General features: G+C 42.9%; 15 protein-coding genes and 1 tRNA gene. 13 read left to right on the top strand and 3 right to left on the bottom strand.

Features of this window, described 5'->3' with window-relative positions; genetic code table 11:
* The first annotated feature begins 29 nt into the window (after positions 1-29).
* Positions 30-641, top strand: a complete 612-nt coding sequence (locus J6I44_RS08240; protein ID WP_265765585.1) for a nitroreductase family protein — start codon at positions 30-32, stop codon at positions 639-641.
* Between the two features lie 230 nt (positions 642-871).
* Here J6I44_RS08240 and J6I44_RS08235 read toward each other — a convergent pair whose 3' ends face one another.
* A complete protein-coding gene (locus tag J6I44_RS08235) occupies positions 872-1,723 on the bottom strand; it encodes a dienelactone hydrolase family protein (protein ID WP_265765584.1) in 852 nt (283 codons plus the stop codon).
* A 263-nt stretch (positions 1,724-1,986) separates the two neighbouring features.
* On the opposite strand from J6I44_RS08235, the gene J6I44_RS08230 reads away from it, so the two are divergent.
* The 5 genes from J6I44_RS08230 (at position 1,987) to J6I44_RS08210 (ending at position 6,019) form a co-directional block, all read left to right on the top strand.
* On the top strand, positions 1,987-3,012 hold the full coding sequence (locus tag J6I44_RS08230; protein WP_265765583.1) for a hypothetical protein: 1,026 nt from the start codon (positions 1,987-1,989) through the stop codon (positions 3,010-3,012).
* A 295-nt stretch (positions 3,013-3,307) separates the two neighbouring features.
* Positions 3,308-3,381: transfer RNA gene (locus tag J6I44_RS08225), tRNA-Arg, on the top strand.
* A gap of 157 nt (positions 3,382-3,538) precedes the next feature.
* On the top strand, positions 3,539-4,708 hold the full coding sequence (locus tag J6I44_RS08220) for a tyrosine-type recombinase/integrase (protein WP_265765582.1): 1,170 nt from the start codon (positions 3,539-3,541) through the stop codon (positions 4,706-4,708).
* Positions 4,698-5,537 carry a hypothetical protein gene (locus J6I44_RS08215; RefSeq protein ID WP_265765581.1) on the top strand — a complete coding sequence of 280 codons (840 nt, stop codon included), beginning with the start codon at positions 4,698-4,700 and terminating at the stop codon, positions 5,535-5,537. Before J6I44_RS08220 ends, J6I44_RS08215 begins: the two co-directional genes overlap by 11 nt.
* 200 nt (positions 5,538-5,737) lie before the next feature.
* Positions 5,738-6,019: a hypothetical protein gene (locus J6I44_RS08210; protein ID WP_265765580.1), complete on the top strand. Its 282-nt coding sequence runs from the start codon at positions 5,738-5,740 to the stop codon at positions 6,017-6,019.
* Positions 6,020-6,167: 148 nt separating this feature from the next.
* On the opposite strand, the gene J6I44_RS08205 is transcribed toward J6I44_RS08210, so the two are convergent.
* Positions 6,168-6,581, bottom strand: a complete 414-nt coding sequence (locus tag J6I44_RS08205; protein ID WP_265765579.1) for a helix-turn-helix domain-containing protein — start codon at positions 6,579-6,581, stop codon at positions 6,168-6,170.
* Between the two features lie 196 nt (positions 6,582-6,777).
* Here J6I44_RS08205 and J6I44_RS08200 point away from each other — a divergent pair, with 196 nt between their 5' ends.
* The 7 genes from J6I44_RS08200 to J6I44_RS08170 all read left to right on the top strand — a co-directional run bounded on the left by J6I44_RS08200 (position 6,778) and on the right by J6I44_RS08170 (position 11,761).
* The gene (locus J6I44_RS08200; RefSeq protein WP_265765578.1) at positions 6,778-7,077 is read left to right on the top strand and encodes a hypothetical protein; all 300 of its coding nucleotides are present in this window, start codon (positions 6,778-6,780) and stop codon (positions 7,075-7,077) included.
* Positions 7,078-7,080: 3 nt separating this feature from the next.
* A complete protein-coding gene (locus J6I44_RS08195) occupies positions 7,081-7,338 on the top strand; it encodes a hypothetical protein (protein ID WP_265765577.1) in 258 nt (85 codons plus the stop codon).
* A complete protein-coding gene (locus J6I44_RS08190) occupies positions 7,289-9,427 on the top strand; it encodes a hypothetical protein (protein ID WP_265765576.1) in 2,139 nt (712 codons plus the stop codon). The genes J6I44_RS08195 and J6I44_RS08190 overlap by 50 nt, the downstream gene beginning before the upstream one ends.
* A 273-nt stretch (positions 9,428-9,700) precedes the next feature.
* Positions 9,701-9,988 carry a hypothetical protein gene (locus J6I44_RS08185; RefSeq protein ID WP_265765575.1) on the top strand — a complete coding sequence of 96 codons (288 nt, stop codon included), beginning with the start codon at positions 9,701-9,703 and terminating at the stop codon, positions 9,986-9,988.
* 9 nt (positions 9,989-9,997) lie between these two features.
* Positions 9,998-10,513 (top strand): hypothetical protein, encoded by a 516-nt coding sequence (locus J6I44_RS08180; RefSeq protein WP_265765573.1) that lies wholly within the window; start codon positions 9,998-10,000, stop codon positions 10,511-10,513.
* 136 nt (positions 10,514-10,649) lie between these two features.
* Positions 10,650-10,964 (top strand): helix-turn-helix domain-containing protein, encoded by a 315-nt coding sequence (locus J6I44_RS08175; protein WP_265765572.1) that lies wholly within the window; start codon positions 10,650-10,652, stop codon positions 10,962-10,964.
* A gap of 188 nt (positions 10,965-11,152) precedes the next feature.
* Positions 11,153-11,761: an ImmA/IrrE family metallo-endopeptidase gene (locus J6I44_RS08170; protein ID WP_265765571.1), complete on the top strand. Its 609-nt coding sequence runs from the start codon at positions 11,153-11,155 to the stop codon at positions 11,759-11,761.
* On the opposite strand, the gene J6I44_RS08165 is transcribed toward J6I44_RS08170, so the two are convergent.
* The gene (locus tag J6I44_RS08165; RefSeq protein ID WP_265765570.1) at positions 11,754-12,917 is read right to left on the bottom strand and encodes a ThiF family adenylyltransferase; all 1,164 of its coding nucleotides are present in this window, start codon (positions 12,915-12,917) and stop codon (positions 11,754-11,756) included. The two genes, J6I44_RS08170 and J6I44_RS08165, sit on opposite strands and share 8 nt — an antisense overlap.
* Positions 12,918-13,059: the final 142 nt, after the last annotated feature.

Here is a 13,059-nt window from a genome sequence, read left to right as displayed (position 1 = left end):
TTGAACCAAAATATTTAAAAACCTACTCCATGCCAAAAGAAGATCTGGATATGATATCCAAAGAAGCCGAAACAAACTATCCCATCCATAATTTATTACGAAAGCGGTGGAGTCCCCGTTCATTTTCGGACCAATCAATAGATGAGGAGCTGCTGCATCAGCTTTTTGAAGCCGCACGGTGGGCCCCCTCATCCTACAATGAACAACCCTGGCGATTTATCGTTGCCCGCAAAGAAGAGGAAGAGGCTTTTTCAAAACTCTCCAAAGTGATCAATGATTTCAACAGAACCTGGGCTACCGATGCACCCGTTCTCGTTTTGGGGCTTGCCAAACAATCTTTCGATGCCAACGGACGTCCGAATCGGCATGCCAACCATGACTTAGGCCAAGCCATAGCACACCTTACTTTTGAGGCTACCCGCCATGACCTCTTTGTCCACCAAATGGCCGGCATCTTACCCGACAAAGCGCGGGAGCTCTATGATATCTCTGAAGCATATAAACCATTAACGATGTTTACGATCGGCTATGAAGGGGAAGTAGATTCCCTGCCTATAAAGTTGGCTGAAAAAGAAACCACGCTACGGAGCCGTAAACCACTCGATGATATTGTCTTTAAGGGACAATGGGGAGAGAAATAACAAGATATCTAATCTAACTAATGTGATCTCGGGATAAGGGCTTTTCATTATAAGAGGAAGTAGCATTGGCTAATCCCTCCTTGAGGAGGGTGGCCAAATTCTGTGAAATTTCAAAATTTGGCCGGGAGGTGTTAACCCCTTCCAGTACCTTGAACACCCCTCCCGCTGCGCGGCTCTCCCCTCAAGGGGAGATTGTACCATCTTTATTCCTTAACCTGGGTTCTCTTCATCTACTTCAAATTTTCGTCTAAGAAACGAATGGTATGCTGCCAGGCATCTTCTGCCGCTTCCTGCTGGTACCGTGTGCCAGAAGGATTCGCAAATGCGTGCCCTGCACCATCATAAATATGGATACTATTCGTAACCCCGGCTTCATCCAAAGCTGACTCAAAAGCATTGACCTGCTCTGGTGGAATACCCTCATCTTCGGCCCCAAAGATACCCAGTATCGGCATCTGCAATTTTGCGAGCTCACCGGCATCCGTAACCAACCGGCCATAGTAAATGACGGTGGCATCGATCTTTTCCGGATGGGCTAAAGCGGTTTGAAGCGACCATCCTCCACCAAAACACCAACCGATGGTCCCAATTTTCGCAGCTCCTTGCTGCTCAGTCAAAAAGGTATAGGCCTGCGTTAGGTTATCAACGGCTTCATCTTCGTTGACCGACCGGGCATAGGTGCCGGCACTGTCGGGCGATTGAGCAACTTTGCCATTATAAAGATCCACCGCCAAGGCCGTATAGCCTTCGGCAGCCAGCTTATTGGTCATCATACGGATGTTATCATTGAGTCCCCACCATTCATGGATCACGATCAGTCCCGGCCGCCCCTCCCCGGCGTTATCTGCTTTCGCTAAATAGCCCGTAATTTCCGATCCATTGACGGTAGCATAGGTCACTTCTTTGCCCGCTGCTTGTTCTTTTTCATCTGGATCAGTGGCCGCATTCTGTACGGGACTGTCCCCTTGATGCTCCTTCTCCATTCGTTCAACATATCCCTCTCCCTTTTCTGATTCGGAGCTACAAGCTCCCAGCATCAACATCAGTCCAAATACCAATAAACCCTTCCCGATTTTTGTCATCTCTATAGCTTTATTTATTTGAGGTTCAATTAATTAACAACAAAATGGCCGTAAAACGTTGCATTAATCCCTGTTTTGTTCCAAGAATATTAAGTTAGACAGCATATTCCTTTTATGCCAGCATGGAGGAAATTTATTTGTATCCCAAATACCCTCCTGTTCATTGATTTGAGCCCTTTTATCTTCCAAAATCGTATATATAGATGTGAGATTTACTTTACGTTGGCTCAAATATCTAATTTCAATACATCAAAGGCGTCGCTATGGATTACAACTTCAAAAATATTGAGCAGTCTCTGGATAATCTGCCATTTCAAGACCGCCTTACCTCGGTCTTTAACCTGTTTAAGCATACCTTTACCATCATCGGTCATGATGAGGATATCCTAAAACCCTGGATACGAATGTTAATCTATAATTCCATCATGATTATCAGCTTCTTTTATGGATGGCTTGGCTGGTGGTTAGATCTTCCGCTGGAGGGCTGGATGATCTTCCTCGCTGTCGTCCTTTTTATCTATAAATACTTTTACCACAACAAACAGGAGATGCGCATGAGCTGGATTGTCTATGAGACGATCATTGGCCACGATCCTTCCTATAGCGGCGCCGTGGAAGCCTGTAAGCCTATCCAATCCCAGACACGCAAAATAGCCTGGCTCGATATCGCCATGGCCTTTATGAAGAAGGGGAAGCTCGTAGGCAGTGGGTTTGTCATGATGCTTGTGCGACTATTTATATCGGGGATAGGAGAAGTCTGGGATTTGATCAACCACTACCTGCTGCCTTCGGTAGCCGTCGATCGGCTGGATATTATGCCGGGCGTAAAGAAGATGAAAAAGCTCAAAAGCCAGGTCCCGGAGTCACTGGTTGGTGTTTTTGGCATTGATTTCCTGGGGAATGTGACCCGAAGAATTGTCGTGCCCGTCTATATTGTACTGGGCATCATCTCTATTGGCTTGGGCGTGTGGCTGGCCGGACCTCTTCCTTTCACTGAGATAGAAGGCACCGAAGGAGCAAAATACTGGTTCGAGACGCTGCCCTTTACATGGATTCCCCTCGTCCTCGCTCTTATGCTGGGCAAGATGTTCAGTAGCTTCATTGAGAGTACCGTCACGGCCATCAAAGTCATCTATTTCACCATCTTTTACACGAAGATCACGCATCCTGAAAAAATCAAAAGCGAGTTGCAGGATGAGTTGGTTGATTACCTGAAGCTCGATGGCGTGCAGAAGGTGGATGATCTGGACTCACAAAACGTGGAGCCGAACCCAAATCCCGCTACTTAGATCCCAGTTGATAATTTTCTTCTGTATTCCTCTTGGAATATTTGTATATTTAGCGACTCAAATTATTGGTTAAACCTCCTGGCTTCGAATCAGAAGGTCATAACTGATAAAGAAAATTATCCTGCGCCCGTAGCTCAACTGGATAGAGCGTCTGACTTCGGAACAAACAGGTCAGGGTCAAAGGAAATAAGATTTATAGTCACTTTTTTGACTATGATATTACTAAGAGATTCTGAAATTTTGTACTTTAACATCGTGAATTAAGATCGGTTTTTGAATTACTGAAAACCCGTAAGCGCCCGTAGCTCAACTGGATAGAGCGTCAGACTTCGGATCTGAAAGTTGAGGGTTCGAATCCTTCCGGGCGCACTTTGAAGAAAACCCCGTCAAAATTTGGCGGGGTTTTTTTGTTTCAATATGCCCTTCTCAAAATGAAAATATTTCATAATTCACACATATTTTACTGGACTGATGTTACATATGATGTTACATTACTCTCCAACCTTAACTACTTATTCGAGAGTAAATGGCCAGTCTAAGAAAACGCAATAACTACTACTCTATCGTTTTCGCCACGCGGGTTGATGGCGAACTCATCCAACGAACCTATGCACTTGGTACCAAGTACAAGAAGATAGCCGAGCAAAAGAAACTCCAGTACGAAAAGCTCTATGATGCCGATGAAATAAATCCGTTTGATGATGATTGGAATCTCCAAGAGTATGAAAAGATGCAGGAGTTAAAGGGGACTTCTGTTGTGAGTCCAATCTTGAATGACCTCCAAAAGAAATTCCTCAGGGAAAAGACCAATGTAACAGCCCCAACCAAAAGACACTATAAATATCTCCTTAAGATGTTTATGGAGGATGTTGGGTATACAATGCCTGTCACGAGAATTGATGCGGATGATATTCGGGCGTTTTGTCTTCGGGATGACTTGGCCAATGCTTCAAAAAAGAATTACCTAAAACATCTGAAAACGTTCTTCAACTGGCTGGTGGAAGAAGAATACATAGAAATCAATCCCTGCGATAAAATTGCCCTGCCAAGAGTTCGAGACAACTTGGTTGATAAAATTATCGAAGAGGATGATCTCGATATAATTTTTAAAAAGTTTCGAGATTACCAATTGAAACACAAAAAGTCTGGTGCTATTCAATCCTCCGATCAGATGCAGCTCTGGTTTAAACCCTTGATCACTTTGGCTTTTTATACTGGTATGAGACGTAAGGAAATCATCCAGTTGCGATGGGAGCATATTAATCTTAAAGAAGGATTTATCAGAGTTACTGATACTAAAAATGGATCGGAGCGCACAATACCCATTTTTGAAACGTTGTACTGGCGACTCATTGCCTGGCGCAAACTCATGGGTAACCCCAAAAAGGGCTTAGTCTTTCCGAGTCCAAAATCAACGCCTGATCGTGAAATTGCAATGACGGGAGACAATGTTTCTAAACGCTTTAAATTCTATGCCACTGAGGAAGCCGAACTTAAAGACACCATAAACTTTCACGGACTCCGCCACTCTTGTGCAACCTATTTACTGCGTATTGGCTTTAATGTCATAGAGGTCAAAAACATGCTTGGACACAAGAGCCTTGAAGTTACCAACCGCTATGTTCACCTGGTTGCGAAAGACCTGATGCGTACCGCCAACCGAAACGGTAAAATGAATTACCTGAATGAAGCATAAGATACCAACTGCGAGATTTGACTCTTTACCAAAGAGAGATTTGCTGCTAAAACTTACCGCTGATCGGTTTTCCAAACTGTCCAATAACTTAAACTTCGAATCGGATATTAAACGGTATCAGGCTACGAGTATCACGGCCATAGCATATCTGAAGGAAACCAATCAATACCGAAAGCAGCTTCAACTTTGTCTGAAAAATTTCACCGGTAGAACGGCCGAAACCTTTAGTCCGGAGTTTATTTTAGCTGTTAGAAAACTGTATCAGGAGCATTTGACAAATCTTGGCCGGAGCGTTATTGAATTTACAGAACAGAAGGTAAATCGGAAGAAAACCCTGGATTTAGATTTCAGTGGTGCTGAGATTTCCAATGCCCACTTCTCCGGGATCCTGGAGAATCTTTTTAATGATTATGGTGAAGGTGTTCTTAACCTGGACTATGCTCCTTGGACATGTAGAATGGCCCGCATCTACAATTGTTCAAAGGATACCTTGAACCGGCTAGAGGGCAAACTTCGGACTATTGGACAATTCGGATGCCTTGATGACGCAATTTCATTCTTAGAGGTCCGCATCGGCCTGCATGGCAGGTATACCTTCAAACTGTTGGTGGATGATTTGGATGAGTTGATCAGTGACTTTCTAATAGATAGCTCCAACGGACATATCAATAAAGTAAAAGCCCAAAAACCGGTTGATGAGCTTGTAAAAGAAGCGGCCGGGAAATACGAAATCCTAAATGCCCCCAACTATCTCGTTAACCCGGAAGCCTACAAGTCCATTCTCAAACACCGGATCAAATCCACTCTGAAAAACAGAAAGTTTTCATAAAACAGGTTAAAATATGGATAAATGAACCTGTCCTTCTGTTCCATAGAGCCTGTTAATTAAGGGTAAATTACAGATTTTGATTTTCAGTACTTAAATCTCCTATTGATTTTCAAAATCTGATTTTTTCAACGGGTGTATTTTACCAAGGGTTGCCTTTTATTTAGCGCCATAAAATTTTTGCAACCCCAAAGATATCATCTATGACTTCTCAAGACCCCAAAGAAAATTTAATGGCTACCATTGCCATTCTCGACGCCAAATTAGATACCATTCTTAACAAGCTGAATGCAGAACCTGATAAATCAAAGTTCATGACAGCTAAGGAAGTGGAAGCTCTAATTGGATTACATCACCGTAGCATACTCAATAGAAGCAACTTGCCCCCCAAAGACAAAAATTTTGTGCCATTTCACCGGTTTGGAACACGCCGAAAATATTTTGAGCGCAAAGTCATAGAAAAAATATTTTTGCCCAAAATGTAACAAACCACCACCAACTTACTCTTGTATCTATTTATTTTTGTAACTAAAAAATAAGTCAAGTAGGAGTGACCTATGATCAATACCAGTGAACCAACACTACGGGGACCGAATGCCAAACAGATCAACAGCAAAAAGGAAGTGCTAGATCTTATCGAACAGCTTTCTTTAAAAGTTCAAGAAGTGCAGTCTGAACATCCGGATCAAGCCGCAAATGCGGTTGTTCGGATAGCTGATCTTCGATATCACTTACTAGCTTTTTAATCTCATTTGCGCGATTATCGAGCAACTGTTTTTCTTTCAGCTCTGTGCTAATTTCGGAATCTTCGTTAACCATAAAAGGCCTACCTTTACCCGTTAACAACCAGTTAAGATTCACCCCCGCCTCAGCAAACCGAATTAGCGTGGAGCTGTTTACTTCTGTCTTCCCTCCATTTTTTAACTCTGAAATAACAGACCGATTTACCCCCGTCTCCCGCTGCATTTCAGACACATTACCTTCGTAGTATTCCTCCAGCAAATACCGGACATTATCTTGTAATATTGATCCAGATTTTTTCTCCAAAATTCCTCTTTTCCTATCCTGTTGGTTTTATTGTGATTGGAATCAATGCCCTTCTTAAATATTTATGATCACATCACATTTAATTGTTTCGTTGTTATCACATCACTACTTTAGCCCTGTAGGTATCGGTAACGGGTAACTGTAACCATCCGATTATACTACTTACCCATAAATTTTAAAAGACAGAAGTACGCTTGTGAACGGACCAATAACAAAATATGAAATTAACCGGCTACGCCTAGGCATCATAAAAGGACAGATACTCGATCAATATGATACCTATGATGATTTTCGGAAAATCCTGTTTCCTGATATAAAGCTAAACACCTTCCGGCAGTGGTTCAAAAAACCATACTACATTTCAGATCATCGCTTGTGCAAAATGGAACGAGCACTAGGAATTTCAGAGCAGGTTCTTACCCTCATTCTCAACAAGAAATTTGATCTGCCCATGGGAGCTCTTTGCAAGATCAAAGGAATTCGACTAACCCTTTAAACTATGGCCAATATACGTACCCGCTACACTCTCGGGGATACCATTAAATTTCTTGACGTCGATGGTATCCAGCGCACTGAAACCGTCCGCATGATCGAAACACAGATCGTAGAAGGATACGACCTCTGGGTGATATACGGATATGGAGACAACCTCTATGAACTCAACCATGTGAGTGAACACAAAATTTTAATATCTCAAAAACGAATAAATGAGCAGCAGCAACAGCCGGGAAGGCTCTCTAAAGCTACTATCACCTAACAGTCGACAACACCCAGATGAACTTGAACCATCTGCCATTTCTGATTCGCAAAAAGAACCGTTTGAATATGTGGACAGCTCCGATCCCCTGGATTTCGGATGGTACCGCAATGAAACCGATGGCACCAGCCGCCGGATCGGCACCTTCGACATTGAAATACATTCCAAGATCATCCGCTACAATCCCGAGACCCTTAAATGGGATTCCACGCTCTATGAATGCCAGGTGAGTTGGCTTACTCCAGAAACGCGAACCCTAACCCAAAGCGAGCTCTTTGTGCTGGAGCCTGAGGACCTCTTGTCTAAGAAAGCGTTTCAGATCCAGATCTTTAAGCACTCCTACCAGTCAGCCCGGTTTAAGTCTGATGATGAAATCCTCTTCTTTATGAGTTTTCTCTGCAATCGGTGGCAACCCCAGACCGTGTATGAATTCAATTATTACGGATTTATTGAGCATCACGGGTATAAGTTTTACTTAACCCGAAATGCACTTATCAATATCCCAAATGATCACCTGCGGGAGCCCCAGTATATCATCGCCCCGAATCCGGATTCCGGGCTGTTCCCCATGGTAGCTGCCGACACTACCTTTTACGTGAAGCCCGGTCGGATTGAACCGGCGCCGCTGTTTGACCTGCCGTCGCCCACGGATGGATTTTATAGCGATGAGGAACACCGTCTTTTTACCGGTAAAGAGCTCCAATACTTCATCGATACCGTACGAGACAAATTTGGAGAGCTCATTGCCGGCCAGCAGCCCGAGAAAAAGGCTGAGGGATACCTCATCTTCTCATATATGCTCTCGTTCCTGTTCTTTGATGAGATCTATGACGTATTCAAACATGTCGTGTTCTTGTACCTGTTTGGGGAACCTTCGACGGGAAAAGGTCAGCTCTCGCAAATCATGCTGAACTTCTTCGGCCAGTCGTTTACCGACGTCGATTCCAACCCCACGCTTAAATCTGCAGAAAACAAGCTGGCCAACCATAGCAAGATCCCGGTCATCATGGATGAGTTTGTGCCCGGAAAAGGCAAGATCACCCCACAGGTGTTTAACATGTGGTACGAGTTGCGACAACGTGGGGTAAGCGCCTCCCACGACCGGACCAAGAACGCTTGGAGCCCGGTGCGGTCGCAGCTAATGTTTATCTCCAACTACAAACCGACCGAAGACCACTTCCGCTCGCGGTGTATTATGATTGAATACGCAAAAGACAAACGGGGTGACGTGCAGAACCTCTGGTGGTTTGAAAATCATAAAAGCCAGATGCAGCGGCTGTTTCTGTCGCTACTATACACCTATAATGACTTTAACCGGGAGCTGTTTAAAAGTGAGCTGCTCTGGACCAAACGCCTACTGACCGAAGCCGTCGAGGAAGAACTCGACCGGCGAAGCGACCAGGAAGGCGTGCGGTTCCAAATTAAAGACCGGCAGATCGAAAATATGGCGGCGCTTATTACGGTAGATCTGTTTGTCTGTCGGCCCGGTGACGTGCAGTTCGCCGAATTCGTGGGGCAATCGCTTTCCGGGAGGGATAAGTCGGCTGCGAGCGAGGAAGATCTCCGGGAGATGCAGGAGCTGCTTCGGGATTCGCGGATCTCCACAGAGATCTTTCGGTACGGGGTACAGTTTCTAGCCAACTCGGCCGAACGGGAAGTCCATCAAACCCCGCTTCAGCAATTCCTTGCCAGCATAGAAGTCATGAATGAAAACGGGGAGCTCCCCAAACGCTATTACGGATGGAACAGCAAGGATGGGCTGGTCATGTACTGGAGCGGCATCTGGGATGCCTACACCAACTACAACAAGGGACGCGATTATATCAGCCAGGATATCATCCGGGAAGAAATAGAAGCCCTGGACCTGCACGGAAAAGCGAAAACTAATTATTACAGCTATGAGGATCCGATAAAAGGCACCGTAAAGGAAAACCGGCACGGCTACCATATTCCCCGGAAACACCTTACGCCTTCGTGGCTGCGGGCTTTTGGCCGGCGGGAGGAGGCTAACGTGATGATGCAGCGGGAATCCCAACAAGGGCCGGTTGAATACGCTGTAGCGGAAACCGACGAGGCGGCACCTTTTTGACCTAAATGGCCGGAAATATGAGAATTACTAAGAAACTGTAAATAGCGTCTTATTTTCTTAGAAACGAAAAATCCGCCCCAACCAACACCTTGTAAGTATATAATAAATAGTTAGTTAGTAAATAATAAAATAGCTAAGAAAACCACTAAGAAACGACTAAGAAGTCTAAGATCGGTCTAAGATATCTAAGATGAATCTTTCCCGATTTCTTAGACAGTTAACCATCAGTTTTTATTGCACTTAACACCACCCTCTAAGAAAATAAGATAGATAATGTCTAATTTTGAAAATCCTGAAGAGATAAACTATTTACCGGCGGGAACCGGCTCCAACCAAGAAGACTTCATGACCATCGGAGAAGCAATCAGCTACATGTGTGAGCAACTGGGACGCATATCCCGAACCTCCTTCTACCGGTGCGGCTATCGCAAGATGCTGACCGTCCGCAGCTATGGCCGGAACATTCAAAATGGTCGAAAGGCCATTAAACTGTGCCGAAAATCAGAAGTGGATGATATAATTAAAATCATTCAAGAAAACCCACAAGCGGAAAATCTATAAATGGCATATATGAAAACAGCTGTCGATACCAGCAATCCATCTACTTTGCTGAGCCACTTCACAAAGCAACTAGATGAAATCAACCGTCAGTATCATGATTTCAACAAACTGCATATAAACATAGATGACACGGGGCAATTCATACAGGTTAACTATACCAATGATGAGGATATAGATGCAGCCCTTACCGGCTGGCTCAAAATGGAACAAGTTGGGACGTACCTCCAAAACTACCAGCGCATGTTTTGCCTAGATCCCAACCGACTGGATCGTTTCTTCAATATGGATGAAGCTACGGCTATCGTACCAATCAGCTGGTTACGCCCGACAAGAAAACGGCCTGAAGGCATTGCCAACGGGTTTATCTATATGCGCCAGGCGTATCAAGGGATAATACCTAGGCGAAAACCTATTTCTATTATACCAAATGAAGAAAAAGGTCTTTTTGATATTGTGGACGGGAATTCGACTTATTTCATAGCCAAACAAATTGGAATAGTATCAATGCCAATTATTTGTATATAAAAAAGATTTTGCAGTCCATTTTTTCCTACTCAAACACTTCTCATAACAAAAAGGTAATTCCCCTGACAAAAGTGTATTGCTATATGTTCAAATTTAATTATATTATAAATGTAAATTTATAATATAACCCTATGCCATGCTATCGACCGAGTTTGGGAATAATCTAAAAAAGATTAGAAAAAACAGAGGATACAACCAGCAAGAGGTAGCTGAAAAGATGGAAATGACTCAAGCTTCCATCTCTCAGTTTGAAAAAGGGAATAGGGTTCCTACACCTTCACTAATTAGAAAGTTTGCCAATATCCTTGATGCAAATGTAGAGGAATTTGTTGGTAGCTCTGATGCCGAGTTTGAAAGGCAAATGCTCATGAGAAATGTAGAGGACCTATCGGCTGACTCAATTAAAAAAATCAACGAATTTGTTGAGCTCATAAAGTCAGGAAATAAGTAGTATAGATGTTAGATGAGTCAGAGATTATAGAATCAACCATTCATTTAAGAGAGCATTTAAAATTAGATCCCAATACGTTTATACCAAATATTGAGGGGCTAATTGACTTTGCCGGGTATCATTTCATCGAAAAAGATTTCTACGATGACTTTTCTGGATTCACCTAATACCTTGGAAGGTTAGATTATTTGATTGGCTTTAATAAAAGCCATGATTGGACTCCAGAATTTAAAAGATTCACCCTAGCTCACGAGCTTGGTCATTTATCTATACCCAGTCATCTCGAAGTCTTGCATAAAGAATCCCGGTTAGTCTCAAATCCTGGTTATTATTCTGATAAAGAAATAGAACAAGAGGCTAACATATTTGCCATCAATTTTTTAGCTCCTGCAAACCCATTTAAGGATAAGCTAAACAAACTCTCTATTTCGTATTCAGCTTTAGAAGAACTAAGAACTTATTATAAAATTTCAAGGGAGGCTACGGCAATACGTATGATGAAGCTAACTAACAATGACTGTTCATTCATTGTTAGCAACACCAATAATGAAATACTATATGATCAGCGTTCTGACTTCTTTTTTGATAACCATTGGCACAACTCTATCAGAGGAAACCAAGTGAATGAGCAATCCCAAGCTTATTCATATTCCTGTACTAATGGATGCGTAACATCCCAATCCCGATTAAAAAACTGGTATCCCTCTGTACGTGATGATTATGCCATAAAAGAACAAACTTTTGATTTAGGCTACCAAAATAGAATTGGAACCTTCATTACAGTTGATCCTAATTAACAAATTCCTTGTATTTATTATCTGATTGTATCTTCCTTACCATCTGGTCTTTTCCTGAATAAGGACAATCCGACTGACATTTTTGAGCACCCTTCCTAAAAGGATCATGCAAGAAGTCAAAATACATTCTCCAATCATTAACCTTATCCTGCGATACGTACCCGTTGGCCATTTTTAGAGAAAGTGTATACAAGAATAATCCGGAAGCAGTTGACAAGAAGGGTAAGGCTGCATCCCTATTGTTGATAGGAGCTTCCACTTCCGTTTCCTCATCCTTCTTAACCTCTCCCTTAGAACATTCAAATTTTACCTCTTTAATGTCATTCATTCTGCAACGAATACAATCATCAGTGCCATAGATATGCCGGTGTAGCTGACTTACCCAATTGTGACCGGTAGTTGCATGCAATACAACTAAAGGGTACCTACTCATTATGCGAGTCCGGACATCGCGCTCATTTGCCAGACAGTAGATAATATCAAATTTTTCATCTTTTATCTCTTCTACTTCATCATACCATTCTGCAATAGATCTACACTTACCTTTAAAAGTCTCACCCAAAACATCAACTTTATTCAGCGCCGGACCAGTGAACCAATCTGAATGGTCCGGAATAAAAAGTAGGGACCTATTTGTATTATGAAGTTGCACAGGATCCTTATCAATCAGAGCTAAGCTACCTTTAAATCCTAAAAGCTGTAGCCAATATGAAAAAGCGCTTCCAACAGCTCCCGCTCCGATAATGAGAGAATTCCCAAGATCTGGTTTATTGTTTAATACTTCTGGATAATTACCGGCATCCAGTTTTACCTCTTCATAATTCCAGGCGCAAATTGCTATTGATCGGACAGGTTTATCAATTGTTTTCCGTAATAAAGCAGCGGCTGCCAAGGTAGAAGCCATTGCTGCCCCAATCTTGCTTTGATCCTGCCAATCAATATGATCGATAGGATCTTTGCTTAAAATACCAACAGTCCCTCTACCACCTGTATAATAGGTTGTAGAAAGTTCTGTTTTACCAACTGATATACTTGCCTTACAATCTGTTAAACTATCAGTGATCTGGAAATCACCATAAGGATCTATTGACTCTGTTAGCGATGTAATTACTGCTGAAAACTCTGTTTCACGGATAAGAGGATAATCATTGATCAAAAGAGGTCCGTCCTCTGGAATTGCTACAAAAAAATGGACAGTACGTTAAGCCAGATCATGCTGCCCGTTCTTGTTGTTGGGTTAAATACTCTTGCATTTCCGCCGGTGTGCGGTAGTCCAGCGTTGAATGCAAGCGCTGGCG

The sequence above is a fragment of the Fodinibius salsisoli genome (assembly GCF_026229185.1).
Lineage (GTDB): Bacteria > Bacteroidota > Rhodothermia > Balneolales > Balneolaceae > Fodinibius > Fodinibius salsisoli.
The sequence above is the reverse complement of the archived record's forward strand: the minus strand, read 5'-3'. Positions and strand labels throughout refer to the sequence as shown.